This is a genomic window from Pseudobacillus wudalianchiensis, assembly GCF_001685015.1.
Taxonomy (GTDB): domain Bacteria; phylum Bacillota; class Bacilli; order Bacillales; family Domibacillaceae; genus Pseudobacillus; species Pseudobacillus wudalianchiensis.
On record NZ_MAYT01000002.1, the window covers coordinates 79,497 to 105,588 of the forward strand.

Annotated in this window: 23 protein-coding genes; 13 read left to right on the plus strand and 10 right to left on the minus strand. The window is 38.4% G+C overall.

Annotated elements, in window-relative coordinates:
* Positions 1-128: 128 nt before the first annotated feature.
* Positions 129-1,466 (minus strand): aminotransferase-like domain-containing protein, encoded by a 1,338-nt coding sequence (locus A8F95_RS04830; RefSeq protein ID WP_065409506.1) that lies wholly within the window; start codon positions 1,464-1,466, stop codon positions 129-131.
* A 160-nt stretch (positions 1,467-1,626) separates the two neighbouring features.
* Between A8F95_RS04830 and A8F95_RS04835 the strand changes: the two genes are divergently transcribed.
* Together A8F95_RS04835 and A8F95_RS04840 are read left to right on the plus strand one after the other, a co-directional pair.
* The gene (locus A8F95_RS04835) at positions 1,627-2,547 is read left to right on the plus strand and encodes a DMT family transporter (RefSeq protein WP_065409507.1); all 921 of its coding nucleotides are present in this window, start codon (positions 1,627-1,629) and stop codon (positions 2,545-2,547) included.
* A gap of 708 nt (positions 2,548-3,255) precedes the next feature.
* Entirely contained in the window at positions 3,256-4,995 is a 1,740-nt protein-coding gene (locus A8F95_RS04840) for a methyl-accepting chemotaxis protein (protein WP_077247220.1), read from the plus strand.
* Between the two features lie 307 nt (positions 4,996-5,302).
* Here A8F95_RS04840 and A8F95_RS04845 read toward each other — a convergent pair whose 3' ends face one another.
* Positions 5,303-5,734: a MarR family winged helix-turn-helix transcriptional regulator gene (locus tag A8F95_RS04845; RefSeq protein ID WP_065409509.1), complete on the minus strand. Its 432-nt coding sequence runs from the start codon at positions 5,732-5,734 to the stop codon at positions 5,303-5,305.
* Positions 5,735-5,854: 120 nt separating this feature from the next.
* Between A8F95_RS04845 and A8F95_RS04850 the strand changes: the two genes are divergently transcribed.
* Complete coding sequence (locus A8F95_RS04850) at positions 5,855-6,442, plus strand: NAD(P)H-dependent oxidoreductase (protein WP_065409510.1); 588 nt, start codon at positions 5,855-5,857, stop codon at positions 6,440-6,442.
* Positions 6,443-6,545: 103 nt separating this feature from the next.
* A complete protein-coding gene (locus tag A8F95_RS04855) occupies positions 6,546-6,698 on the plus strand; it encodes a hypothetical protein (protein WP_245671123.1) in 153 nt (50 codons plus the stop codon).
* 132 nt (positions 6,699-6,830) lie between these two features.
* Here the strand turns inward: A8F95_RS04855 and A8F95_RS04860 are convergent, their stop codons facing one another.
* On the minus strand, positions 6,831-8,003 hold the full coding sequence (locus tag A8F95_RS04860) for an MFS transporter (protein ID WP_065409511.1): 1,173 nt from the start codon (positions 8,001-8,003) through the stop codon (positions 6,831-6,833).
* Positions 8,004-8,082: 79 nt separating this feature from the next.
* Between A8F95_RS04860 and yeiL the strand changes: the two genes are divergently transcribed.
* The 4 genes from yeiL (at position 8,083) to A8F95_RS04880 (ending at position 11,239) form a co-directional block, all read left to right on the plus strand.
* A complete protein-coding gene (yeiL, locus tag A8F95_RS04865; protein WP_065409512.1) occupies positions 8,083-8,754 on the plus strand; it encodes a transcriptional regulator YeiL in 672 nt (223 codons plus the stop codon).
* Positions 8,755-8,914: 160 nt separating this feature from the next.
* Positions 8,915-9,781: a CPBP family glutamic-type intramembrane protease gene (locus A8F95_RS04870; RefSeq protein ID WP_065409513.1), complete on the plus strand. Its 867-nt coding sequence runs from the start codon at positions 8,915-8,917 to the stop codon at positions 9,779-9,781.
* A gap of 221 nt (positions 9,782-10,002) precedes the next feature.
* Entirely contained in the window at positions 10,003-10,611 is a 609-nt protein-coding gene (locus tag A8F95_RS04875; RefSeq protein ID WP_065409514.1) for an L-2-amino-thiazoline-4-carboxylic acid hydrolase, read from the plus strand.
* A gap of 82 nt (positions 10,612-10,693) precedes the next feature.
* Positions 10,694-11,239: a PadR family transcriptional regulator gene (locus A8F95_RS04880; RefSeq protein ID WP_065409515.1), complete on the plus strand. Its 546-nt coding sequence runs from the start codon at positions 10,694-10,696 to the stop codon at positions 11,237-11,239.
* 245 nt (positions 11,240-11,484) lie between these two features.
* On the opposite strand, the gene A8F95_RS04885 is transcribed toward A8F95_RS04880, so the two are convergent.
* On the minus strand, positions 11,485-12,339 hold the full coding sequence (locus A8F95_RS04885) for a LysR family transcriptional regulator (protein WP_065409516.1): 855 nt from the start codon (positions 12,337-12,339) through the stop codon (positions 11,485-11,487).
* A gap of 123 nt (positions 12,340-12,462) precedes the next feature.
* Here A8F95_RS04885 and A8F95_RS04890 point away from each other — a divergent pair, with 123 nt between their 5' ends.
* Positions 12,463-13,203: an SDR family NAD(P)-dependent oxidoreductase gene (locus tag A8F95_RS04890; RefSeq protein WP_065409517.1), complete on the plus strand. Its 741-nt coding sequence runs from the start codon at positions 12,463-12,465 to the stop codon at positions 13,201-13,203.
* 353 nt (positions 13,204-13,556) lie between these two features.
* On the opposite strand, the gene A8F95_RS04895 is transcribed toward A8F95_RS04890, so the two are convergent.
* From A8F95_RS04895 to A8F95_RS04905, 3 genes are all read right to left on the minus strand, one after another.
* Positions 13,557-13,781 (minus strand): DUF5342 family protein, encoded by a 225-nt coding sequence (locus A8F95_RS04895; RefSeq protein WP_065409518.1) that lies wholly within the window; start codon positions 13,779-13,781, stop codon positions 13,557-13,559.
* Between the two features lie 180 nt (positions 13,782-13,961).
* Positions 13,962-14,276: a PepSY domain-containing protein gene (locus A8F95_RS04900; RefSeq protein ID WP_065409519.1), complete on the minus strand. Its 315-nt coding sequence runs from the start codon at positions 14,274-14,276 to the stop codon at positions 13,962-13,964.
* 203 nt (positions 14,277-14,479) lie between these two features.
* Entirely contained in the window at positions 14,480-15,706 is a 1,227-nt protein-coding gene (locus A8F95_RS04905; protein WP_065409520.1) for an NAD(P)/FAD-dependent oxidoreductase, read from the minus strand.
* 166 nt (positions 15,707-15,872) lie between these two features.
* Between A8F95_RS04905 and A8F95_RS04910 the strand changes: the two genes are divergently transcribed.
* Positions 15,873-16,490: a DUF3298 and DUF4163 domain-containing protein gene (locus A8F95_RS04910; RefSeq protein ID WP_077247221.1), complete on the plus strand. Its 618-nt coding sequence runs from the start codon at positions 15,873-15,875 to the stop codon at positions 16,488-16,490.
* Between the two features lie 70 nt (positions 16,491-16,560).
* Here A8F95_RS04910 and A8F95_RS04915 read toward each other — a convergent pair whose 3' ends face one another.
* Positions 16,561-17,055, minus strand: a complete 495-nt coding sequence (locus tag A8F95_RS04915) for a hypothetical protein (protein WP_065409521.1) — start codon at positions 17,053-17,055, stop codon at positions 16,561-16,563.
* A gap of 468 nt (positions 17,056-17,523) precedes the next feature.
* Between A8F95_RS04915 and A8F95_RS04920 the strand changes: the two genes are divergently transcribed.
* From A8F95_RS04920 to A8F95_RS04930, 3 genes are all read left to right on the plus strand, one after another.
* The gene (locus A8F95_RS04920) at positions 17,524-18,915 is read left to right on the plus strand and encodes an amino acid permease (RefSeq protein ID WP_065409522.1); all 1,392 of its coding nucleotides are present in this window, start codon (positions 17,524-17,526) and stop codon (positions 18,913-18,915) included.
* A 243-nt stretch (positions 18,916-19,158) separates the two neighbouring features.
* Entirely contained in the window at positions 19,159-20,625 is a 1,467-nt protein-coding gene (locus A8F95_RS04925; RefSeq protein WP_065409523.1) for a protein adenylyltransferase SelO, read from the plus strand.
* 401 nt (positions 20,626-21,026) lie between these two features.
* Entirely contained in the window at positions 21,027-23,132 is a 2,106-nt protein-coding gene (locus tag A8F95_RS04930; RefSeq protein WP_425414970.1) for a GAF domain-containing sensor histidine kinase, read from the plus strand.
* Positions 23,133-23,193: 61 nt separating this feature from the next.
* On the opposite strand, the gene A8F95_RS04935 is transcribed toward A8F95_RS04930, so the two are convergent.
* Together A8F95_RS04935 and A8F95_RS04940 are read right to left on the minus strand one after the other, a co-directional pair.
* Complete coding sequence (locus A8F95_RS04935) at positions 23,194-23,805, minus strand: TetR/AcrR family transcriptional regulator (protein WP_065409525.1); 612 nt, start codon at positions 23,803-23,805, stop codon at positions 23,194-23,196.
* Between the two features lie 60 nt (positions 23,806-23,865).
* Positions 23,866-25,779 carry a serine hydrolase domain-containing protein gene (locus tag A8F95_RS04940; RefSeq protein WP_065409526.1) on the minus strand — a complete coding sequence of 638 codons (1,914 nt, stop codon included), beginning with the start codon at positions 25,777-25,779 and terminating at the stop codon, positions 23,866-23,868.
* Positions 25,780-26,092 lie beyond the last annotated feature (313 nt).

Genomic DNA, 26,092 nt, shown 5'->3' on the forward strand with positions numbered 1-26,092 from the left:
TAAAGTAAATATTTATCCTTGGTTCGATTTGTAGGGACATAAAGCAGCACCAGTCATGTTAAGGATTGGTGCTGTTTGTGCGCTTTTATCAAAGGAGAGAGGTAGGATTATAAAAATAATAATCCTTTTTATTTTCCTAATAAGGCAATGGTTTGAGCTATCTTTTCTACTCCCAATTTTATTTGGTGGTCATGTACTTGAGAAATACATAAACGAACAAGATTGTCCTTCTTATATTCGGATAAGAACATTCTATTTGTATCATCAATTAAAATTAGTTTTTCAGATAATAAAAGAGCAAGCTTTTTTGCGGATACATTTTCAGGTAAGTAAAGGGAGAGATAAAATCCACTATCAGGCTTCGTGTAATCTGTGCCTTTGGGAAGCAATTCTTCACAAGACCTCTTGAGCAATTGCATTTTATTAAAATAAACTTCTTTTATTGTTTTTAAATGACTATTATACATACCACTTTTTAAATAAATATCTAATGCGCCTTGTGAAAGGACGGAACTGTTAAAATCTACACTAAACTTATAACGTAAGAAGTTTTTAATCATAATGGCTGGCAACACCACGCCAGCAATCCGCAGCCCTGGGAGAAATACTTTTGAAAAACTTTTGATATAAATGACTCTTCCAGAGGTATCAAAAGAAAATAATGGATCGGATTTTTTATCCCGATCTAAGTCACTCAAAAAGTCATCTTCGACAATATAAACATCATATTTGTTTGCTAACTCTACTATTTTTTTCTTTTCCTTATTTGTATAAGAATGTCCAAGAGGATTATGAAATTTTGGGATAATATAGAAAAATTTAATATCATTATTTTTAAAAATATATTCTAGGCGCTCTAAATCGATTCCATCCATTGATAATTCGATTCCAAAGGTTGTAGCTTGATGGATTTGGAGAGATTCAATCATGCCAAAATAGGTTGGTTGTTCAATAAGGATATTTTTTTTGCCGTTTGGAAAAGGAAGTGCCGTCAGTAAATGAATAGCTTGTTGTGAACCCGAAACGATTACTACACGGTTAGGGTTGGTAAATACTTGAGAATTTTCAAGGTTTTTAACTATTTCTGTACGTAATGAGTGAAAACCCTGGTGATCTGAATAGGTGAAAATATCTTCCTTATACTTTTCGATTGCTTGATTCAAACAATGTTGAAATTCAGTATAAGGTATTAAATTTTTATCCGGTCCAGCAGATAAAAAATCAATAACAGCGGGATCATGAGCAGAGATTTTAAATTCATTTACGACATAATAGCCGCTTTGAGGTATAGCATAAACCAAATGTTCTTTTTCTAACTCACTGTAAGCCTTAATAACGGTATTTTTACTGCAGCGAAATTCTTCAGATAATTGTCGAACAGAAGGGAGTTTACTACCGGCAACGAGAGTCCCATTTGTAAGTTGACTCTTAATTTCTTCTGCGATTTTTAAGTATTTTGCAATCAAATAAATGACAACCTCCTCAAACTGTACCATGACAGATTTAGAAAATAGAGATTTATTTTCGCTTTCTGCATCCAGTATTATCTGAATTATAACAAAACTGTCACTGGATTTGATTTTCTTAAGACAGATTAAAACGGAAAATAGCGGAGGAGGAAAACGAATGCAAAAGGGGAAATTAGGATTATTGTTAGGCTTAGTGGGAGTCATTTGCTTTAGCTTAACCTTGCCATTTACCAGTGTTGCTGTTGAATATTTCGGTACTACGGTAGTTGGGTTAGGAAGAACAGTTATTGCAGCGATTTTAGTCAGTATTATACTTATTGTTCGAAAGGAGAAAATACCAACTCGACCTCAATTTAAAAGTATCCTAATGGTCACTATAGGAGCTGTCCTAACATTTCCATTGCTTACCTCATGGGCAATGGAGACACTGCCCGTCTCGCATGGGGCGGTTGAATTAGCGCTATTACCATTAGCAACAGCAGGGATGGCGATATTAAGAGCGGGTGAAAGACCTTCCTTGAAATTTTGGATTTCAAGTTTAATTGGGGCAGGGGCAGTAATCTCGTATGCCATGAATTTAGGTTTCGGAAAACTTCAATTTGAGGATTTGGCACTCTTGGCTGCAGTAATTGTTTTGGGCTTTAGTTATGCTGAAGGGGGCAAGCTGTCAAAAGAAATAGGAAGTTGGCAAGTAATAGCATGGGCAATTGTTATAGGAGCACCATTTTTCATTATTCCAGTTGGTATGAATTTTTCTATTGAAATGTTGAAGTCGCCAATTCAAGCTTGGATTAGTCTATTCTATTTAGCCATTGTGAGTCAGTTTTTAGCCTATGTTGCTTGGTATGGCGGTATGGCTTTAGGTGGGGTTGCGAGGGTTAGTCAACTTCAATATATACAACCATTTTTAATGATTGTATTTGCTATCATCTTTTTAGATGAATCCATCACTATTGCAACAATCATAACAGCGACCATTGTGGTCGTTTCTGTAATCATTGGTAAAAATGCTCCAATATCTAAAAAGGAGTCACCAGCAGAAAAAGCAGGAAATGTTGATTTGAGAGAAATGAAGTAAAGAATGAATCAGTTAATATAAAACCGCGCTTAGACTAATGACAGGGAAACGTCCCATACGTAATTAGAGTTTCTTGAAGGTATTCAGAATCCTAGAGCTGTCTTGGCAGCTCTTTCATTGAATATGAAGGATTGTTCTTTCGACTATTAGTTAACTCAATTCAATCATATGTAGCAGACATTTTCTAAGTAAGTGGAAGGCATCTGTCTTTACAAAATCATAGGGGAATATAAAAAGGTATTGTAGGCGCTCTTTTAGGGTGCTTTTTTGTTTTTTAGAAGGAATGCTTTTTACCAATTATATTAAGAGATTGGCAGTTGTTAACTAGCAGTTTCCTTCAAGAAAATAAAGAAATGAAAGGGATGAATAAAAAAATCCTCCTATTCTTTGAGTATGCCGACAGTTTATTAAAAGGTACTCTAAAAAGCGATATATTTCCTATTGACATTTTACTGAAAATATAGAATTGAAAAAATTTTTTCGTAGACTTCCATTCTATTGAAGAGTAGACTATTGAATGTCAAAAGTTATGGGTTTGAGGTCCTGAATAAGTGAAAGTTGATTAAATGATAGGAAGATGGTCGTGCTATGCATCTATCTAATTTGTGATAGAAGATTTCTTGATTAGATGTATAGGGATTAATTAAAATTGAATAATTATAAATTTTTTTGATTGTTACATACACTATATTGCTATCGGGGGATAATATGAAGAGAAGACGAACCTTAGTGGGGAAAAACTTATTTTTATCTTTTGCCATTGTTGTTTTAGTTGGACTATGTACAGGTGTAATCAGCTATGCAATTAATAATTATATTGTCAAAATGGTTATTCATGACAGAGCAGGCGGGATTGCAAATCTCTGGGCCAGCACCATAGATGTTTCGGATATTGAACGTGCAAAAAACAATAGTGACGTAGACAGTAAGATTCAACAAAAGTTAATTAAACATCTTGATCACCTAGCGGAAAATGAGTCATCTGTTTCTCAAGGATACATTATGGATAGTAAATTTGCCGATGAAAAGAAGGGAATCAAATTATTAGCTGTCCCGACAAATAATATAGAGGATGAATTATACCCTGGTGATACTTTCTCAAGTGAGCTGTTAGCAGAGGCGCTGGAGAAAGCAGTTTCTAGTAAACAAACAGCTTATTCAGAAATTTATACAGATGAATTTGGGACATGGCAGGCAGCACTAGTTCCAATCCTAAATGAGCATAATGAAGTGACGGCCGTATTTGGTGTTGATTTAGATGCAAGTATTATGAATCATTTAAAGTATCAATTTTTGTTATGGCTTAGTATCAGTATCGTTATTTGCTTAATCATCGTGTTAATACTGCAGTATTTTGGTACGAAAAAGTTGCTGTCTCCAATTAAAGATATTCAAACGGCTATTAGTAAAGTAAGCAATGGAGACCTTACCACGACTATTAATGTAAAAAGCAAGGATGAATTAGGTGAATTGAGCCATCAATTTAATGAAATGACGGAAACATTAAGTTCGCTCATTAAAGAGGCCCGGCTTGTAACCGATAAAGTTTACCAATCGTCTACAGAGTTTTTACAGATTGCCGGTGATACTGTTCAATCGGCTAATCAATTTTCCTTGTCGATTCATCAAGTGACTGAAAGCTTGGAACACCAAACAGTCAGCTCGATAGAAAGTGCTAGAGTAATGGAAGAGATGGCCACGGGGATTCAACAGGCAGCAGAATCAGCCTCAACCATTGCCATGAAATCGGAAGATACATTATCACAAACCCAAAATGGCAAGAATTTGATTCAACAAGCTGTTAACCAAATGCAAAATATCAATCAAACAGTTGGCAGTTCTGCAGAGGTCGTGACGAAATTAGGGACACGTTCTCAAGAAATCGGGCAAATTGTTTCAGTTATTTCTGAGATCACTGAGCAAACAAATTTACTTGCTTTAAATGCAGCTATTGAAGCAGCAAGAGCTGGTGAAGCTGGAAGAGGATTTGCTGTGGTCGCAGATGAAGTTCGCAATTTGGCAGAGCAATCAAAAGTTGCCGCAGCAAAAATTGTGAATATCATCCAACTAACCCAGGACGATACGAAACGTGCTGTAGAAGCCATGACTAAGGGAACTATGGAAGCGGCAACCGGTGTTCAAGTGATTGATGATGTCGGAAATGTGATTAATGAAATCGTCGAATCTACGAAGCTTGTTAGTGAAGAAATCCAAGAATCTTCGGCCGTTTTCGAGGAAATGTCTGCTAGTTCAGAAGAAGTCAATGCGACAGTAGATGAGATTGCCCATGCTGCTCAGAGTTCCCTAACTATTTTTGAGGAATTATCTTCTCAAACAGACAAACAACTGCAATCTATGAAGATCATGGAGGAATCTTCACAGACAATCGCAAAAATGGTGAAAAATTTAGAGAGGAAATTGAATACATTTACTATTAAAACAAGTTAACGGATCACTCAAAGAAGTCAAAGCGGAAACTTATAATAGATGAGAAAGACCACTCACAATGAGGAGTGGTCTTTTATTTGTTATAGATGCTCTTTATTCAAATGTTGCTAGTAATATTCGATGAACTGAAATGAGTTTTAACTTTTCCATAGGATGATAGGCTGATGTGAGAAAAGCACATTAAAGAAATATTAAAAGTACTTAGTTTGAATAAGAATGTATCTTTAGATTTGTCCACAACGACCATAAATAAAGTGCCGAGCTCCCTCAATTAAAAATTTAGGGAGCTGTTCATGTTTCATTTAGCTTAACGATAAAATAGTTTGGATTGAAGGATATCTATTGCACGTTCAATCTCAGCTAAATCTTCTTTTGAAGCATGCTGTACTCGCTCTCGAAAACGGGATTCTATCGTTTCAAAAGCTTCTTTCATTACTGCTTCCCCTTCATGTGAGAGGCGAATGTATTGTTTCCGCCGATCTTGGCTATCCGTGATTTTTTCAATTAATTTTTTCTCTTTTAACTTGCTAAGCTCGCGACTTGTGTTCGGCATAGACATATTCTGGCATTGATTAATTTCACTTGGTGTTACAGGTTGACTCACTGCAATATATTCAAGCATGCTGTATTGAACTTGTGAGATTGAATCTGGCTTCGCATTTTTTGTTAGTTCGTGCGTTACATGATGCACAGAAGCTGTAAAGGATACAAGTTTATAAAAAAGGGCATGTTTGTCCATTTCCTCACCTCTTATAGACAGGATAACAAAATTGTTATCAAAACAAAATTATCATTTGATAACTAAAAGAGAAGGTGCTATTATTTAGTTATCAAATGATAATCAAGAGGTGCGTCCATAATGAAGATGCTCGTCGTTTTTACCTATCCAAATCACGATAGCTTAAACTACGCATTTTTACAAAAAGTGCTGAAAGGAAGCAACGAAAATACAAAGATAAAGGAGATCCAAGTGTTAGATTTATATGAAGAGGGATTTAACCCACTTCTAGTGTTTAACGATCAAAAACGAAGACGTGATATGCATACCGACCCTCATACTGAAAAATATAGAAAACAATTGATGTGGGCTGACAAGATTGTTTTTATTTATCCAATTTGGTGGGGAAGACCACCTGCTATGCTGCTGGGGTATATCGATCAATTATTTGCTTCTAATTTTGCTTATCGAGATAGAAAAGGACTTTTCCCAGAGGGGCTTTTGAAAGGAAAATCCGTTGTTTGTGTGTCTACGATGAAGGGGCCCACTCACTATCCATTTCTCTGGTTGAATAATGCACATAAAATTTTAATGAAAAGAGCTTTATTTAATTTTGTGGGAATCAAGAAAGTAAAGTTCTTTGAGTTCGGGAATATGGAAAGTCCAAAAGGAAACCAGGTGAAGAAGCTGGAAAAGATTTATCGCTATTTCAAGGAAGTAGCATGTTAAAAGTCCGTTATAAAATATGAATGGAGAAATATCAATCATCTTCGGCAGATTCATATATAATGAACAAGTTACGATGAGTGTATTTTTTAATGGAGGGAACCTTGTGAAGCGGATATCTAAAAAGCATAGAAAACCAATTTTATTTTTTGTTATTATTTTACTTTTTGTTGCTGGTTTACTTGATATTAAGTATGAAGGATTATTTTTTCAACTATTGCCTCATTCCATTCAATCCTATCTAGCGAAGATCTTTTAACCGTAGTATTGGCATCTCGTTGCGCTACAAGGTTTTCATGTGCAAGGATACAGGAAAAACATCTTGAAATTCCCCGGACGAAAAAAGAACAGGCTCATCTCATTTAGACAAGCCTGTTCTTAGGTCAACCATTTAAACAGAAACCACAGCTTCTTTTTTGTATCCCAATCGCCGATAAACAAGCGCCAGCAGCATGGATGGAATACTGCACACAATCATTCCGATAAAGGCGTATCTCGGCTCTATTTCATATAAATAGCCGCCAAAAATTGTAAATACAGCTGTACTCCAGCTGAGGGCCAGTGCTGAATACATGCCTTGTGCTTTCGGGATTTGCGCCTGTGGAATGTGTTTGATTAAGTATTTCATAAAAGCATAATGCCCCATCGCAAAGGAGCAGGCGTGTAACGTTTGCGCGATAGAGAAAACAATAACGCTCGGAAAAGCGAATACTAATATCCAGCGTAAAGATGAACCAAGTGCAGCGAGTGCCAGTAAGGAGCCGACAGAAAATCGTTGAAAGCGCCGGTCGGCGATGGAAAAGAAAATGATCTCTGCGATCACAGCAATGTTAATAATGACGCCAATTAAATATTTAGGTGCATGGATCTCCTGCAGAAAAATATAACCATAGCTGTAATAAGAAGCGTGTGCCGCCTGCAGTAAAACCACAATAGCAAGCACAAGACCGAAGTGTTTAATACGAAATAACTTGAGCATGCCATCCGCTTTTGGCTGCGCTGCTGTCGGCTTTTCCGATAAAACAGCGGGGACGCGCATCATGCCGAGACATAAGAAGACAACTGTGCAGAGCAACAGCGCCCACAAAATCACTTCATCTCCAAGTGCCCCTGTAAAGACGGTTAAGATCATGCCGGCGACAACAAACCCAACCGATCCCCATGAGCGGCTTTTCCCGTAATGCTTTAACTGTTTATTTTGTGCCAGGAAGCCAGCAATAGTATCTAAAGCAGGCATTAAGCTTGGATAAAAAAAGTTCAGCAGTAATGCCGCAATAAGCAGGCTGGTAAAAGAACTTGCCGGAATATGGCACAAAATAGAAATGAGCGTGCCAATCGCCATCCCGTTTAATAATGTTTTGCTGCTGAATTTTCCTGATAAATAAGGAAATACAACCAATGTAGAAAGGCCTCTAGCGACCAAACCTAGGCTCATAATCAAACTAGCTTCTGAAACCGTAATCCCTTTTGTATGAATCATCCACCCTGTCCAGTAGGGGAGAAAAATGCCCCATGTCATAAAAAAACTAAAAAATTGTCTACTCATCCAGCGTTGTGTGTTCATTCTCGATCCTCCCATTGTTTGCATGATATCATGGAGATACATACAAAAATATGAGATATCTCACATTTTGAGGTGGATGATGAAAGTTTATAAGAATGAAAAAAGGAAGGACTATTTAAAGGAGCATTCTATTGCCCATTTATTCTCTTTTCCGATTGAAGAGTTTATCGAAGTGCATGAATACCAGCGTGATGAATGGATTATCCAAGAAGGCACGCGGCCGGATTTTTTATTTTTTGTCATTGAAGGAAAAGCAAAAATCTACGTCACCCACCATAATGGGAAAGTTTCCTTAATTAATTTTATCAATGCAAATGATTACATTGGGGAAATGGAGTTATTACATGAAGTGTATTATACGAAAGGAATTCAAACCTCGACGAAGACAATTTGCTTTGCCATTCCCTTGCATCGCTGCCGCACACAACTGCTGGAAGACGTGACATTTCTGCGTGAGCTAACGAAGTTTTTAAGTGTAAAGGCCACCCAAATGGCAGCTAAATATTCGCAAAGCCTCGCCTTTCCGCTTGAAAACCGGCTGGCGGATTTTATTTTGCAAACCGCTGATGAAGGGTTCTATAAAGAGAAGCATGTAACAGTTTGTGACTTTTTAGGTGTATCTTATCGACACTTATTGCATGTGCTTGCCCAGTTTTGTGACAAAGGATATTTACAAAAAGAAGGGCGTCACTATCGCATCCAGCAGTACCAGCCGTTATACGAACTTGCTGGAGTGTTGAGGAATAAATAATGAACTTGCCATCCATAAGAAAGCACTCGTAAAGTTTGTGAGCTACACAAAACAGCTGCAGCATATCATGATGAATAAAGCCATACAATAAACGACGCTGTTAAATATAGAGAAAGGCGAGGAATGGAGCGGCTTTAAAAATTAAAAGGAGACACTCAGAATGGTGAAAGAGAAGAAAGGTAATCCAGGAGCCCAGTTGATTGTTTTCATTATTCTTGTACTAGCAAGCGGTTGGCTTGGGGTATTGCTTGATTCTGTTCTGATAGAACAGCCTGAAGGCAACTCTTTAGGGATGGGGTTATGGCTAGTGCTGCCGTTTCTAACAGCGATAATCCTTAGAACCATCAGTCGCGATTGGAAAGACATGGGGATGAAACCCAATCTTAAAGGCAATATGAAGTGGTATCTTGTTTCATTTGCGATCTATCCTCTTGTTACACTGATAACAGTTGGCCTTGCGGCGCTTTTCAGAGTTACTGACTTATCTAATGTTGACCTGAGGCCGTTTTTTTCACTTGTTGTTGTTTCTGTTGCAGGAAATTTTATTAAAAATATATTCGAAGAGTTTTCCTGGCGTGGGTATCTAACGCCAAAGCTAATTGAGCTTAAGGTGAATGACTGGCTCATTTATCTTGTTTCTGGTCTTGGTTGGGCATTGTGGCACGCTGCGTACTATATGGTGTTTCTTCCAGACAGCTATTTTGAATCGATTTCGCGGGTGGGCATGCTGTTGTCAGGCTGTGTGCTGATGTTATGCTGGACTGTTATGTATGTTGAGATATACAGGCTGACAAAGTCCGTGTGGCCATGTGTCTTGATGCATGCCGTCGAAGATGCGTTTCCTACCGTTTTAGTAACAATCAGCGGTGTGATAACGTTTACTAAGAGTGGTGATGTTTGGTTGAATCCCATTAGCGGAGTAGTAGCAACAATTTTGTTCCTTGGAATTGGGCTTCTTCTTAGATGGATAAGAATTGAAAAAGAGCGCCATTCCAATGCTAAGATAGACCCGTCTCTTACTCTCTAAGATCTTATCCTCTCACGGTATTATTACTAACTTAAATGAGATACAGGCAAGTTACAGTAAACCATAAAGAAGGTTAGGTATATAACTAATCTTCTTTTTTTGCCGAGCCTGCCAAAAAGAATAATCAAATAATTCTTTAGAAGATAGTTTACCGGATAATGGATGTATGTTAATATATAGTCAACGTTGAATATACAATATTTACAAAGGAGTGAAACAGAGTGTTAAATAATATCATTCAAAAGTCTTTTTTTAAAGGGTTACGGCAGAAGGTTGGGGAAGAGCAAACAAAAGATGCCCAAAAATTATTTGTTGAAATCTTAGAGGAGAACAAAGCTTGGGCAACGGATAAGCCGACTGAATTTAACTTAATCTTTACGTCAATGGTGCTTGCGGCTTTTCGAATATTGAAGAAATATCAATACACAGATTGGGAGGAAATTATTCGGTATTGTTTAATGGAACGGACAAAGAAGAAACAGCAATTTTTTATGAAGCTGTATTTATTTTTTGACAGAAAGCCGCTTAAGCGGATTGTTAAGATTTCTAAAACAAAGCAAGTAAAGCACTATGGCAGTCAAAACTTTACCCATCATATTGTCAAAGATACAAATCAATCTTTTCATCTGCATGTGAAAAAATGCTTCTTCTTTGATTTTTTCTGTAAGCATGATGCCTTAGAAATCATGCCAATTTTTTGCAGTATGGATGACATTTGGGGAGATTTACTATTACCACATAAGCATGGCGTTCAATTTCAGCGGCCGCAGCTCTTATCAAAGGGAGATGATCACTGCTCTTTTAAATTTGATCGAACGGATGCAAAATAGCTTTCTTTACAGCACTGCCTAAAGAGTGTTATATTTTTTACCATAGTAGTTAACGTTGAATAATTAATGTTGAGGTGTGAAAATGACGAGACTCATGGTATTAGGCATGCTGCGGACAAAACCAATGTCTGGCTATGAATTACAACAGCTTTTGCAAGTAAGTGAAGTAGATAAATGGGCAGGGATCCTTCCAGGTTCGATTTATCATGCGCTGAAAAAAATGGATAAAGAAGGATTCATTAAAGTAGCTAACGTCGAATCAACTGGACATCGCACAAAGGCCATCTACGAAATTACCGAGGAAGGCGAGAGAGAATATGAGAAGCTGCTGATCGAGTCTTTTCGGGAACCTTCTGTGAAATTGCCCGTCCTTTTGTATACCGGACTATCTATGTTGAATATGCCTCATAACCAGGCAGATCCCAAGAAAATCATTAAAGCCATTGAGGATCAAATCGAGGAGCTTCAGGCAGCACTAGCTAATATTCGGACTGGACAGGAGATAAAAGCACAATATATAGAAGTGAATGAATTAACGAACCTAACTTTTCAAAATATGATCGACCAATACCAGCTTCAAATAGATTTCTTGGAAAGAATCAAAAACACCTTAATAATTAGAGAATAGCAGAGTATAAACGACGAACCGCATCAATTTTTAACAGGCAGACAGTAAATGACTGCCTGTTTTTTTATGTAAAGAATGATTCGAATTTTATTTACCTACAGTGATGACTCTGATGATTTATATTTTAAAACTAGCTGTGATCATTCAAGAATTTTGATAAAGAAACAGATTCGCTTGCTGTTGTTTAATAGTAAGTCGTGTAAATGACAACAAGTGGAAAAGCTGAAAGTTCCATTAGAAGAATCTTACTTTGAATACGTTTCTTCTGATAGAAACTTGATAAAACGTTTTAAGCCTTTAGGCTGTTGTTGTCTATTTTTTATAACAAAATTTATTTGGACCGTCTCGGGAAGTTCGGATATGGTGTATTCATGTTCGTACCTTGAAAGTTTGGCCACATCGGAAGGGACTAAACTGATTCCTAACCCATCACTAACAGATTGTAAAATAGCCTCAAGCGAATCAAATTCAATGATGCGAGCATTCTTCTGCGAATTCTTTTTTGCTAAGTGAATAAGCTTCTGGCGATAAATGCAATGAGGATCGCTATTTACGAGCAAGGTCTGTTCAGGCTGCTTCTCAACAGGACAAGACGTTGATGAAATAAGGCTTACCTTTTCAACAATTGTGTAAACTGTCTTCAGCCCATCTTGGTCAAATGGCTCGCTAATAAAGGCGCCATCTATTTCTCCATATATCATTTGTTCCAATAACAGCCTAGCCGTATCTGTCTTCACTTTTACCTCAACTTGCTCGTGTACATTAAGAAAAGATGACAATATTCTCGGTACCCTTAAGGCAGAGACTGTTTGGGTAGCCCCAATTGTTAGCTGTTCTGGCCATTTTTCAGGGTTCAGTTCTATTTTTGCTTCCTCCATTAACAGTAAGATCTGGTTAGCATAATCTAGTAAAGTTGCTCCTTCATTCGTGATGGTTACTCCTCTGTTGTTTCGATTCAGTAATCTAACACCTAATTCTGCCTCTAATATTTTAATTCTTTGACTAATATTTGATTGTACATAGCCTAATTTTTCAGCCGCTTTAGAGATAGAATGCGATTCTGCAACATGTTTGAAAATCAATAAATCATGAGACTCCACAAGTTCTCCTATCCTTCCTTGATATCATTTAAACTGATACCTCTCTAATTTTTACTTATTATACAGCTCTGATCCCTCAAAATATAATAAAAATATCCAATGAATGAGGAAGGGTGAGTCAAAATAAAACTAGTGAATAAGTCAATCATTATAACTGGTGCTGGAACAGGGATAGGAAAAGCAACGGCCTTAAAGTTAGCAAGTGAAGGAGCAAAAGTCGTTATTCATTATCATCAGTCTGCCTATGACGCAGAGGAGGTGGTAAGAAAAATTAAGGAGCAGGGAGGTGAAGCATTTTCTTTTAAAGCGAACGTGGCCAATGAGGAGGAAGTCATAAAAATGGTGGCTAAAACGGTTGAAGTATATGGAGCCATCGATGGATTAGTGAACAATGCCAGTATTACCGCCCACATCTTTATGGACGATTTAGACTCCGTGACGGATCAAGTTTGGAACAAACTGTTTGATGTCAATGTGAAAGGCATGTTTTATTGTGTAAAAGCAGTAGTGCCCCATATGAGACAGCAAGGATCAGGAGTCATTATCAATATGGGAAGCGTGGCAGGAGTGACGGGTATTGGCTCATCTATTCCATATGCTGCAACTAAATCAGCCATTCATACGATGACAAGGTCATTAGCCATTGCTTTGGCGCCAGAAATTAGGGTGAATGCCATTGCACCGGGAGCCGTGGATACAAAATGGTGGAACGGCAATGAAGAGAAGATGTATCATCTTGCTGGAAACTTGCCGCTTAAGAGGATCTCAACGCCTGAAGATATTGCAGAATCCATTGTTTTTCAAATGACCCAAAATTCCGTAACGGGACAAACATTTATAGTAGACAATGGACAGATTCTTTGACATAGCTGCGACGGATGAGTTGAATTTCATAGCGCAAATATTAGCCATCTAAAAACGCTTGTCTTCTTTAGTGTTCAGGGCTCTGATGGTCCTGGTTATCCACTTGAAAGACAAGCGTTTGCATTCAGCCGATATAACGTAGGCTGCCTCTATATTTTGATATCTTAAAGTTTTCGTAAGAACAGAGAAAAAGAGCGAAAATGATGTAGGGGATCGATCGTTTGTCTCATTTGAGTTTAATGAGGTTACATAGAAGTCCTATTACGTGATGCAGTGTCTTAGTCGTCTCTCTTTTTGTGAAATGGCTTGAAATATTTTTTTACTTACACAGGCTTTTACAAGTAGATTTATCGTTAAATAGGTTGTGTCAGTTGATGTAGCATCAAGTTGTGCACTTGAGACTCCATTGTTTCTATATACTCTTTCTCAAATGTTTGCTTAGGGTGTGGATAAAACCATTGAATTTTATCTTGGTGAAAAATCCCTCGATAATCTGTTCCTTGAATCTTCAGCTTGAACTGATGGCGTTCATGCACTTGGTCTTTAAACATGGGTTTTACTTCAAAATGTTGAAACATGATAAATTCCTCCTAAATAATTAAATTAATTGGTTTGGCTGGTGTAAAACTTGTACACTAAATCGACTTTATGATTGTGTTCCTTTTAATTAGATCTCTTAATGAAGTTAATGCTTCTCTTCTTCATTTCATGCTAGATTAGATGCGGCGCTTTGAAGTTTACTGTTTGTCAAATCCCTTTTAATGGCGAACATATTCCTCATACTGGGTCACTTCTCCCGTTAGGGCATCAATCTCTACGTCATGTTCCTGATCCTGCTTCACGATTGTAATTTCATATTTTTTGATTCCATTTTCAGTTTTTACATGGCTATCCGTTACTAGCCCGCCCTTTGAGGCATATAACGCAATATCTTTAGCTTTTAATTCATTGATTGTGTGTGAAGATACATTAATTTGAGCAGCTTCTGGCTGAGGATCTGTTACAGCGTAAGCGCCTACCCCCAGACCACCTACGATTAAAAAACTTGTGAATAGCTTTTTAACTGATTTCATTTTTAACCCCTCCTTGTTTTGTTCGTATTCTTATAGTAGCCGCTCAATTTTAAAGGAGAAGAAGAAGAAGTTTAAAATTGTCTTAGAAAATGAGAAGAATATTAAAGTCGAAAGGATGTCCTAGAAGTAAAGAAGAGGTTTAAAAGAAAGCGCCTGTTTCCTTAGTTGAAGGAATTCAGGCGCTTTCTTACAGAGTCTTGGAATTAATGCCTGGCAAGCAGAGGCCGGTTTTGCAAATATAACGGTAGATCTGGATGATTCCCTTTCACAATGTCTTGAACGATAATTTTCGCTAACATTTGGCTGTACACCGTTCCGTTATCTCCAAATCCAAATAAAAAATAGCTGTTAGGATATTCATCGTAAACGCCGATAATAGGCAGGCCATCTACGGTTCCCCCATAAAACGCTGCTAAATAATATTCAGGTTCTACGCGAATATCAGGAAACATTTTATTAAATTCTGCGACGAGCTTCTCTTTTTTGTGCATTAGCTTGCTGTCTCGATCTTCAGGGTAGGTCGTATTGTCATCGAGCCCGCCAATAATAATTCTATTGTCGGCAGTTGTACGCATGAATAGATAGGGGCGAGCTGTCTCCCAAATAAGTGTCCGGTTATGCCAGGTGGAGAAGTCAGCTACTGGAGTAGTCGTCACGGTGTACGTACTCACAAAGGAGGCTTTTTTCTCTTTTTTAATATCCATTCCTTCATAGCCTGCAGCGAAAATAACCTGGCGTGCGTTAATAGAGTATTTTGTCTTTGTTGAAATGATCATTCGCTCTTGTTGGGGATCATAACGGTGGCCATTCATTTCTGTATGTTCATAAATGCGAACACCTTTTTTAGCTGCATAATCAAATAGGGCATGTGTGAATTTAAAAGGGTTTAATTCTCCATCATTGTAAGAATAAATGGCCGCTTCTCTGCTAAAAGGATAGTTAGCTTCAATATCACTCTTTGTCCAAAAAGCAAGTTCGAAATTGTGTTTCTTTAACAACTCGTACTCTTTTTCCAAGCGGTTAATATCTTCTGTAGAGCTAGCAAAATAAAGGGTATCCCTTCGATTGAATTCGCAATCGATTTTGACCATTTTTGATGCTTTTTCAATTTCGTTAATGGCCTCTTTTAGCAATTGTAGATGCCGCTCAATATAAGCTTTTCCGAAAGTATTTATTAAGTCTGTAAACATTTTTTCACCAGAGTATTGGATGAGTGCCGTATTTGTACTAGTACTGCCACTGCCAACTTTTTCTTTTTCCACTATGACCACATCTAAACCGGCATCTGCAAGATAGTAAGCACACTGCGCGGCGGAGCTTCCGCCCCCAACAATTAATACATCACAGCGAAGATCCTCCTCTAAGGCTGGATATGAGGGGGCATCAGGAAACGTAGTTGGCCAATGATACTTTCCAGATTGTAAGTTCATTTGCTTCCTCCTATTTTTTCTAACCATACTGTTAATATTTCCAAACTGTTGTGGCGCATGCACACAGAAGTATTCTAATCAAGAGGAAGGGGGTTTTTCTTGTTTAATAATCACCTTTGTCTTTTCAAGAATACAATAAGTTAAAAACCTCTAAGGGTGGATCATGATGGCTATTACATTACCGGTAAACACGTACACTGTTAAAGTGGGCGGCAGTCCAAACAAAACAGTTTTTTATCCTCAACTATTTAGGATGCAAAATCAAGAGGTAGAAAGATCAATAAATCGCACTATTAGGGAGCGAAATCAGCAGCTGATAAATGAGCAAATTGGGAATATGCCTTCATCAGTAGAAGAAATGATCGGATATTATGAAATTAAGAACAACCAGCGTGAAGTTTTGAGCCTATCACTAATCAATTACACTTATCACTATCACGCAGCTCATGGCATGACGTATATAAAGTCTTTAACATTTGATCTGAGAACAGGAAGGCTCTATCAATTAAAAGATTTATTTAAGCCGGGAAGTGATTATGTAAAAAGGCTCTCTGTCTTAATTGATAAGCAGATCAAACAACGAAATATCCAGCTGCTCAACGGCTTCACAGCTATCCGTCCAGATCAAGATTTTTATATTGCTGATAAGACACTGGTCATCTATTTTCAGCTCTATGAAATCACTCCCTACGTTGTTGGTTTTCCAATGTTTCCGATATCTATATTTGATCTAGAGGACATTGTAGATGAAAACGGTCCCCTTGGACGAATGGCTGCGTCATAAAGAGGAGAATCAATTTTAAAAGCAGGGTGCTGGAAAAAACTGAAGGGAAATAAAGAGATCTCTATAAAATTCACCAGCATAAAACGATGATTTTATAGGGAGTCGTTTGGGCAGGAATGCTTTTTGTGCTAGGACCATAGATGACAATGAGATTTCGGTTTGCAGGATTTTTAGAAAAAGCCTGCCCGTTTGTTAGGGAAATCTGGGTAAATGGAGAAAGGTTTAATTTTAATTGGCCATCGCGGCTCTCCAGCTGGCTGTTAAAGAAGTCTACTTTCACATTCTGAAGCGGATTAAGCTTTACCACAATAAGCGCTTGGTATTGCGGCGGGAAAATAAGCGGGACGGGTGCATTTGCATCGTAATAGCCGGTAACTTTATCCCCTGCAGCCACCATCGCATGGTCTACAAAGTACGTGGCAGGCGAAACAACAAAATTTATGATGGAGCCGGTCCCATCATCTATAGACATCAATTTATAGCAGCCTGCACCTGTATCATTTTGACTGCTCATCAAATCACTGATCATTGTAATCGTCCCTGTGTATGACTTAAAATTGACCATTCTTATACCTCCCATGCTACTTCATTTCAAAATAATGTATGACAATTACCTAAAATGGTGAGAGGTGATCTATACGGAGAACACTAAGAGCCAAGGGAAAATTTTTTTCCTCGGCTATTTGCCGTTTAAAAGGCGAAGGCAATTGTGTTCTAAATTATCTGAATATAGCTATTATTTTTATTTTTGAAAGATAATACCTTTATTTACATTGATTAATAAGTGTTTTTCTGAGAAAGACAGTTGTATTTTTCTGAAAAAATATTATTATAGAATAAGAAGGTTTAAGGTCTAGATCGAAAAGAGGGAGATGAAAGTCCTTTCTATTTGTTTGGAGTGCCAGAAACAAGCAAGGAAATATTTTGGTATAGATAAGAAGTGACGCTGGATGGATTCCTTCGATGTCAAAAAAGCGTATGTGTATGCCGCTTAAATTTTCGGCGATCGTTGGTAAAAGAGGAGGAAATAAAAGTGGCAAATAAAGAATTAAAGAGAGGCTTAGAGTCGCGTCACATTCAGATGATTGCTTTAGGCGGAACGATCGGTGTTGGTTTATTTATGGGTTCGGCCAGCACGATTCAATGGACAGGCCCATCTGTTATGCTGGCTTACGCAATTTCAGGTATTTTTATTTTTTTCATTATGCGTGCAATGGGAGAAATGCTGTATGTAGAGCCAAGTACAGGTTCATTTGCAACGTTTGGCTATAAATACATCCATCCATTGGCTGGGTATATTACGGCATGGAGCAACTGGTTTCAATGGGTGATCGTAGGCATGTCAGAAATTATTGCGGTTGGGGCGTATATGCAGTACTGGTTTCCGGATCTGCCTGCTTGGATTCCAGGCATGGTTGCTATGGTCATTCTCGGTGCAGCCAATTTAATTTCTGTTAAATCGTTTGGTGAGTTTGAATTTTGGTTTGCGATGATTAAGATTATTACGATTGTATTGATGATCATTGCGGGAATTGGGCTTATTTTCTTTGGAATCGGAAACGGCGGGGATGCGATCGGCTTATCCAATCTATGGAGACACGGCGGTTTTTTTGCGGGCGGCTGGTCAGGCTTTTTCTTTGCTTTGTCCCTCGTGGTAGCAGCTTATCAAGGTGTTGAATTAATAGGGATCACAGCAGGTGAAGCAAAAGATCCGCAAAAAACATTAACAAAAGCGATTCAAAGCATTATTTGGCGTATTTTAATTTTTTATATTGGTGCTATTTTTGTTATTGTGACGGTTTATCCGTGGGATCAATTAAGTTCTATTGGCAGCCCGTTTGTAGCGACCTTTGCCAAAGTAGGAATTACAGCGGCGGCCGCTTTGATTAACTTTGTTGTCATCACCGCTGCCATGTCTGGCTGTAACAGCGGTATTTATAGTGCAGGCCGGATGCTTTATACATTAGGAGTGAATGGACAGGCACCTAAATTCTTTACGAAGCTGTCTCACAATGGTGTTCCATTAGTCGGCACATTTGGGGTGCTTATTGGTTTAGCGATCGGTGTTGTTTTAAGTTATATTGCGCCGGAAAATCTGTTCGTCTATGTCTACAGTGCCAGTGTACTTCCAGGCATGGTTCCATGGTTTATTATCTTGATAAGTCAAATTCAATTCAGGAAAACAAAAGGAGCAGAAATAAAGAATCATCCGTTTAAAATGCCTTTTGCGCCGGTGTCGAACTATTTAACCATTGCCTTTTTGGTTATGGTATTAGTCGGTATGTGGTTTAATGACGACACACGTATATCGCTTATTGTCGGGATTGTTTTCCTTATCATGATGACCATTAGTTTTTATGTCTTTAAGATAGGTAAACATGTACCGTTAGAGGTTCAAGACGATCATGATCTGACAGATAAATAACTTCCTTTGTTAGAGTGTTGTAAAATAATAAAAGCAAATTTAAAAGAGGTGGATATCTATTAAGGTATCCACCTCTTTATTTGTCCCGCGGTACTTAAAGAGCGTCATCAACGAGTGAAAAGGGTATAATAAATTGGCAGAAGTAGACATTAAAACAGATAACATGATGTTTTTATGAGTATGGAGCGTGAGACATACATTTTTACTTAAATAAAAAACATTTATAAATAGAAAGGAGACGCTATGACAAAGAGTAAAGAAACAGGATGGAGCTTCGACAACAGTTATGCCCGTCTGCCGAAATTATTTTTTTCTAGCACTAACCCAACGCCTGTGCAATCGCCGCAGTTGGTTATTCTTAATCATTCGTTAGCTGTATCGCTTGGATTAAAGGTAGATGAACTTCAAAGCAAGGAGGGCGTAGAAGTGTTTGCCGGCAATCAAATTCCTGAAGGAGCTTCACCACTTGCTCAAGCTTATGCCGGACATCAATTTGGACATTTTACTATGCTGGGGGACGGCCGGGCTGTGCTGCTGGGTGAGCAAATAACGCCTGATGGTGAACGGTTCGATATTCAACTGAAGGGTTCGGGCAGAACGCCTTTCTCTCGTGGAGGAGATGGCCGGGCAGCACTTGGGCCGATGCTGCGCGAGTATATTATTAGTGAAGCGATGCATGCGCTTCGTATTCCGACTACTCGCAGCTTAGCCGTGGTGACAACGGGTGAAACGATCGCTCGAGAAACTGAGCTTCCTGGTGCCATTTTAACTCGTGTGGCAGCCAGCCATCTGCGTGTCGGCACTTTTCAATATGTAGCCAATTGGGGAAAAGTAGAGGATCTCCGAACGTTGGCCGACTATGCATTAAAGCGTCATTTTTCTAATATTGAAGCTGACGGGAACCAATATCTGTCACTGCTTCAAGAAGTGATCAAGCGCCAAGCTGAATTGATTGCTAAATGGCAGCTCGTTGGTTTTATTCATGGAGTGATGAACACGGATAACATGGCGATTAGCGGAGAAACGATTGATTATGGTCCTTGTGCCTTCATGGATACGTATGATCCTGCAACCGTGTTTAGTTCAATTGATGTCCAAGGCCGTTATGCCTATGGCAATCAGCCTTATATTGGCGGCTGGAACTTGGCGCGATTCGCGGAAACGTTATTGCCATTACTGAATGAGGACGAAGAGAAGGCTGTCGAATTAGCTCAAGAGGAGATGGAGAGCTATACTAAGCTGTATCAATCTAACTGGCTCGCGGGAATGAGAGCAAAGCTAGGATTATTTAACGAAGAGGCAGAGGATGAAGCTCTTATTAAAGACTTGCTAAGCATTATGCAAGAGAATAAGGCTGACTACACGAATACTTTCCGAGCCTTAACTCTCGGCACAACAGAGGATATATCCGCGTGTGGCACATCGAAGTTTGGTGAATGGAATAAACGCTGGCAAGCAAGGCTAGACAGGCAGCAGGAATCAAAAGACTCTTCTAAGCAGCTGATGCAAAAGAGCAATCCTGCGGTTATCCCAAGAAACCACCGGGTAGAGGAAGCGTTGGAAGCTGCGGTGGAACAAGGAGATTATAGCGTGATGGAAAAGCTTTTGACTGTCCTTTCGAATCCCTATGCTTATTCTCCTGAGCAGAATGATTATACTGCACCGCCAGCGCCATCTAACCGCCCTTATCGAACTTTTTGCGGTACTTAATCGGCGGGCACCAAAAGAGAGAGAAATAATTCTCTCTTTTTTTTATGTGAAAAATAAAGAAGTATAACCAAAAAGGATGGTCTCTTTTGTTATAGATAGATGGGGAATTTATTATAAAAATATAAAGAATAGTAACGGGAAGAGTGAATCATAAAGAGAGTCTATACACGATCATTATCTAAGCTTAGAGGCCTTTTTATTGTAGTGTCTGAACTCCTCTGCCGCTGATTTACTCTTTTGGTATTTTTCAAAGTTCCCGATTTCTTGTATTCAATTCAATGGAACCTATGTACAATAGAGATAATAAATACACGTGATGAAAGTACTTGGGCCTTGGTATTACCATAAGGTTTATTTTATTATCCCTATGATTGGAGAACGTACAAATGGTAAGGGAACAAATGAGATATTCTCGTCTTGCAAATATCACAAGAGTGATTAATACAAAGTTAAACCTGCGTGAAGTGCTGGAGCATGTTACAAAGGCTATCTCTGAAGAAATTGTTCAATGCGATGCTGTCGGCATTTATTTACCTCAGGAAGATGGGACGTTCAGGGGATTTGTTGGAAAGCCTAATTTTATCAATGGAATGACGCTTGATAAGCAGGTGATCGATCCTGAGAAGGACTTACTCGCCAAAGAGGTGATTGAAACAAAGAGAACAATTTATATTCCTGACACCTCAAAGGATAACCGGCCGGATCAAAGGGCGGTGACCGCTTTTAAAATTAACTCCTTATTAGCTCTGCCTATCTCATTTGAGGAAGAGTTATTTGGGCTTGTATTTTTATTTAATTATGGTACTTCCATGAACTTAAAAGAGTTTCAGATTCAAAGTGTTGAAGCTTATGTGAACATGGCTGCGGTAGCTATTCAAAATGCAAATAATTTAGCTCAAAAGGAGAATTTGATTGCAGAAAAGCAGTTACTGCTTGATGTGACACGTGAGTTATCGATGTGCTCCTCGGTACAGGAAAGCCTTAACACATGCTTTTTTTATGTAGGAAAAGTGCTAGACAGCCATCATATAGCTGCCTATCTATTAGATCCGATAGATAAAAAAACAATAAAGACGATGCAGTTAAGCAAAGACAGCGACTGGACAGAAGCGGAGTGGATGAACACTCATCATAATATTCGAATGGACCAGAACTACAAAGCGATCATCCAAGAAGTCATTAAGACTAAATATGCTATTTTGATCCCAGATGTTTGTGCAGACGAAAGGCTTGATCACGATGTTTGTGGGCATTTTAATATTCAAAGTCTGTTAATGCTTCCGTTTGTTTCTGTAGGAGAGGTATTGGGCGTAATAGCGGTTGTGAATTTAGAAGGGAAAGGCCGCCATTACTGTAACACTCAAATACAACTGGCCCAATCTGTTGTCGATGCCACTGCTCCTACATTTTCAAATTTACACTATATGGATCAGCTTGAAAGTATAGTAGAAGAGCGAACAAGGGAATTAGCGGCTGCTAATGAAAAATTGACAAGCGTCATTGAAGGGATTACAGATGGTTTTTTTGCTTTAGACAAGGATTGGAACTTCATTTATGTTAATAAACACCAATTTCTACCGGAAAATAAAACAGCAAAAGATGTGTTAGGTAAGAATATATGGAAGTTATTCCCTAAAGTTGTTGGTACAGTGATATATAAAGAATTCCAGCGGGCAATGCGAGAGCGGATTTCGGTACAATTTGAGGTCTCATCGGTCTATGGGGAGTATTGGTACGAGATTGTTGCGTATCCGTACGATGAGGGGATTTGTTGTCTGTTTAAAAATGCAACGGAAAAAAAGAAATACGAGACAGAACTAAAACGATTATCCAGTTTGGATTTGATAGGACAAATGGCTGCCGGGATCAGCCACGAGATTAGAAATCCAATGACAACTGTACGTGGCTTCCTGCAATTATTGACCAAAGAAGGTGCCTTTAAAACTTACCATCATTACTTTCATTTAATGATTGAAGAGCTTGATCGTGCCAACTCGATTATTACGGAGTTTCTCTCAATGGGTAATACAAAGACTTCTGATTTAGAGATGTTAGATTTAAATGCCATTATTCATGACATTACTCCTTTGATCAAAGTTGATGCATTCAGCCAAAATAAAATCATTGAAGTCGAAACGAATGAAATTCCAACGTTACTGCTAAATCGAAATGAAATACGGCAATTAATAATTAATCTGTATCGCAATGGACTAGATGCTATGAGCAGCGGACAAGTCCTGACCATTAGAACCTATAAAGAAGGCGATGATTATATAGTTCTTACAGTAGAGGACCAAGGAGAAGGAATCCGTCCTGAAATATTAGAAAAGCTGGGTACTCCATTTTTTACAACAAAAGATAATGGAACAGGCTTAGGGCTAGGCGTTTGCTATGCAATTGCTGCCCGCCACAATGCAAAAATTGAAATTGAAACAGGATCAGAAGGCACCACTTTTTTAATTAAATTTAACTTGAATTGCTCTTCTAAAATGGGAAATAGGAAGTAGATTTGAAGAAATTTATGAGTGAGCAGCATAAGTTATAGCTTATGCTGCTCATCTTTGTTTATTACTCTTTAACATGTAGCAATTGTTTCAGCATTTTTATAAGAGTGACAAGCTGTTCCTTTGCTCCGCTCTCTGTATAGCCAATGAAGAGGACACTAACATTGAGGCCTTCTAAAGTTGAAACGATTAATTTGGCAAGAGAATCGAGAGGGACAGTTGGTTGAAATTCTCCATTTTTAATCCCATCTGCCAGCATGGCTTTTATCTGATCTCCAGCCTCTTTGTAGCGATCTTTCAAAATGGAAAGCCTTCCAGTTTCACGCCAGCTTGTCATAAAGAATTCGTATGCTGCTGGGATGAGACTGCTTTTAATAGTTTTAAGCATTTCATCTTGAACTAGAAGGTAGTCTTCAAGGCGCTTCCAGCTGCTCGTAGTTGCTGAATCATGTTGAGTAAGGGTATCGAGCTGGCTGCTCTTTTGCAGAAGCTCGATAAACATTTCTTCTGTACTTGAAAAATAAGAGTAAAGCGCACCAAAGCTTATGCCGGCTTCTTCTTTAATATCTTTCATTGTAGTAGGTTCAAACCCTTTCCGTTGAAAGACTTCCATGGCAGAGTGCAGGATTTCTTGACGTTTCCGCTCTTTGTATTCCGCTGATACCTTCGGAGACATTTTTCTCCCCCTTTCTAAGACATTACTCGCTTTTCACTTCGTAACGGCGCTCTCTTTTCATTAGTTAAACCAATAACCGTACCATCTCCAGTAATATAAAAAGAGATAAAATCCAATGTTCACGCACAGGAAAACACTGTAATAAAGTTTAAAAGAAAATGAACGGTTTTGCCAATCTTTCACTGTGTTAAAAATATACAGAGCAAGTAGTGCCGTTGTGATGAGCGGGATTGTAAATTCGACTTTCATGTATGGTGTAATTCCTTGTACATAAGCTGGTACTCCCGAGGACATGCCAATAAATGCAACGGCAGGAGCCAACAAGAGCAGGAATGTTAAGTTTCCAGCTATGATCCCTCCCTCCAGCCTGCGCATTTTTTTGGTGTTTTTTTCAAGTAGCTGTTTTCTTCGCCGCCATGCTCGTATACCAGAATGAATGAGTGCCGCCGAAAAGAACAGTAGAAAGAAAATCAATAATCCGATCTGAAGTTTAATATTTTCATACCAGGATAACTTTTCAAAGGAGCTGTGATAGCCAGAACCGGAGAATAAATGTGTAACGCGCCCCTTTGCGTCCTCTTTAAAAGAAATGTATAATTCATCATCTATGCCTTTAAATAATCCTTCTTCGACTTTTGCCATTTTTACGGCTTTCGTTACTCCGCCAAAAGGATCGATAAACAGTGGACGAACAGTTATCGTCCCATCCTCATTCGCTTGAACAATAAGAGGGGTAGCCAATGTTTGCAGTTTTGCAAATGTTGTGTCCGAGGCTTGCACATAATTGTACATGCCTTCAAATTTAACAACATCTTCTTTAGTGGTTAGGATCTTTTTCTCCGTCTTCTCTACGGGAAAATAGTAATCAAGAAAAGCAGATACAAGGTGATCAGCAAGTTCTTCACTATAAGAAGACACAAAGAGACCAAGCTTCTGATCAGGCCACAACACTAATTTGCTTTGGAATACTTCTGATTGCCCATCACGAATTAACGCCCGCTTGCTATTTTCAAAATGCTCAAATGAACCTAAGGCGACACCAGGCATATTTGGATGAGCCGTATAGGCTTGCGAAAGCATTTGATGAACAGTATTTTGATCTAATATGCTTTTGCCATTCTTTGTTTTTCCGCCGTTTAACAGCATAATCATAAATTGTGCTATATCATTTGCAGAGGCTTTTAATTCTCCGGCAGGCACAATATGAGAGTAAATCATTTTATTCTTTACGTACTGGCCATTTGACTTTATATACTCTGGTACATAATGCTTCTTTTGCTCTTCAGTAAGCACTTGATTAAAGTAACTGTGTTCCATGTGAAGCGGCTGTAAAAACTGCTTAGTCATATACGTTTCATAAGATTCTCCAGAAACATCTTCAATGATCGCTCCTTGTAATATCGAAGCTAAGTTTCCATAGGTGACCATCGTTCCTGGCGCTGTTACCTGGTGGAAGGACCCCCCTCTTAAATAAGCCATTAACGATTTTATGTCTTTAGAGTTCGTTGTTTTCAGTCCAATGGAATCTTCTTGAAATCCGTCCGTATGCGTCAACAAATGGTAAGGAGTAAGCGGCTGAGAATAGGCATTAGGAACTTTTACAGACCTTAAATAAGTGTTGATATCTTTATTTAAAGACACTTTTCCCTCTTGCACCAGCTTCATTAACCCTGCCGCTGTCAGAAATTTTGTGACAGAAGCAACCCGAAAAGAAGAGGATGCTGGATCAAAAGGAGCCTTCTTTTCTAAATCTCCGTACCCGTATCCTTTTGAAAAGATAATTTGATCGCCTTGCACAAGTGAAACGATCCCATTAGGAATTCCCTGTTCCTTTATCTCTTTCTCAAAAAATTCATCAAAAAAAGCTTCTACTTTTTGATGATCTTGTAACGAAGGGGAAGAAGCAGCTGCAGCTATGTAATGTCCCGGCATGAACAAGAATAGAGCAAGGCAAATAAATAACTTTACTTTCATCCATCATTCCTCCTTTTAAAAAAACGAGAGTACTCTCTTTTATAAAGATATAATAAACGAGATATATCTCGTTTTTCAAGTTTTTTTAAATGCTGTTTGCGAAGGGAGAGCAGTTTTATTTCTGCAGTCTTCGAAAGTAGTGAGAAAATAGAGGAAGGGTTTTGTGTAATTCTAATCGTTACAGGTACAGTGACAGTAAAAAACGCATTTTAACTATTTTTCAATTGATATAGTAATATGCAATTTATGAAAAAAATGTATGATAAGATAAAGGTGTTTAGGGATATGTCGTTGAAGGATTTACAAGCGATTT

Excerpts from the sequence above, each read along its gene's own strand:
- A8F95_RS04835 (WP_065409507.1), top strand. The coding sequence starts at position 1,627 with ATGCAAAAGGGGAAATTAGGATTATTGTTAGGCTTAGTGGGAGTCATT.
- A8F95_RS04915 (WP_065409521.1), bottom strand. The coding sequence starts at position 17,055 with ATGGTCAATTTTAAGTCATACACAGGGACGATTACAATGATCAGTGAT.
- A8F95_RS04850 (WP_065409510.1), top strand. The coding sequence starts at position 5,855 with ATGAAGATGCTCGTCGTTTTTACCTATCCAAATCACGATAGCTTAAAC.
- A8F95_RS04880 (WP_065409515.1), top strand. The coding sequence starts at position 10,694 with ATGACGAGACTCATGGTATTAGGCATGCTGCGGACAAAACCAATGTCT.
- A8F95_RS04870 (WP_065409513.1), top strand. The coding sequence starts at position 8,915 with ATGGTGAAAGAGAAGAAAGGTAATCCAGGAGCCCAGTTGATTGTTTTC.
- A8F95_RS04905 (WP_065409520.1), bottom strand. The coding sequence starts at position 15,706 with ATGAACTTACAATCTGGAAAGTATCATTGGCCAACTACGTTTCCTGAT.
- A8F95_RS04900 (WP_065409519.1), bottom strand. The coding sequence starts at position 14,276 with ATGAAATCAGTTAAAAAGCTATTCACAAGTTTTTTAATCGTAGGTGGT.
- A8F95_RS04845 (WP_065409509.1), bottom strand. The coding sequence starts at position 5,734 with ATGGACAAACATGCCCTTTTTTATAAACTTGTATCCTTTACAGCTTCT.
- A8F95_RS04860 (WP_065409511.1), bottom strand. The coding sequence starts at position 8,003 with ATGAACACACAACGCTGGATGAGTAGACAATTTTTTAGTTTTTTTATG.
- A8F95_RS04895 (WP_065409518.1), bottom strand. The coding sequence starts at position 13,781 with ATGTTTCAACATTTTGAAGTAAAACCCATGTTTAAAGACCAAGTGCAT.
- A8F95_RS04935 (WP_065409525.1), bottom strand. The coding sequence starts at position 23,805 with ATGTCTCCGAAGGTATCAGCGGAATACAAAGAGCGGAAACGTCAAGAA.
- A8F95_RS04930 (WP_425414970.1), top strand. The coding sequence starts at position 21,027 with ATGAGATATTCTCGTCTTGCAAATATCACAAGAGTGATTAATACAAAG.
- A8F95_RS04925 (WP_065409523.1), top strand. The coding sequence starts at position 19,159 with ATGACAAAGAGTAAAGAAACAGGATGGAGCTTCGACAACAGTTATGCC.
- A8F95_RS04910 (WP_077247221.1), top strand. The coding sequence starts at position 15,873 with ATGGCTATTACATTACCGGTAAACACGTACACTGTTAAAGTGGGCGGC.
- A8F95_RS04940 (WP_065409526.1), bottom strand. The coding sequence starts at position 25,779 with ATGAAAGTAAAGTTATTTATTTGCCTTGCTCTATTCTTGTTCATGCCG.
- yeiL (WP_065409512.1), top strand. The coding sequence starts at position 8,083 with ATGAAAGTTTATAAGAATGAAAAAAGGAAGGACTATTTAAAGGAGCAT.
- A8F95_RS04840 (WP_077247220.1), top strand. The coding sequence starts at position 3,256 with ATGAAGAGAAGACGAACCTTAGTGGGGAAAAACTTATTTTTATCTTTT.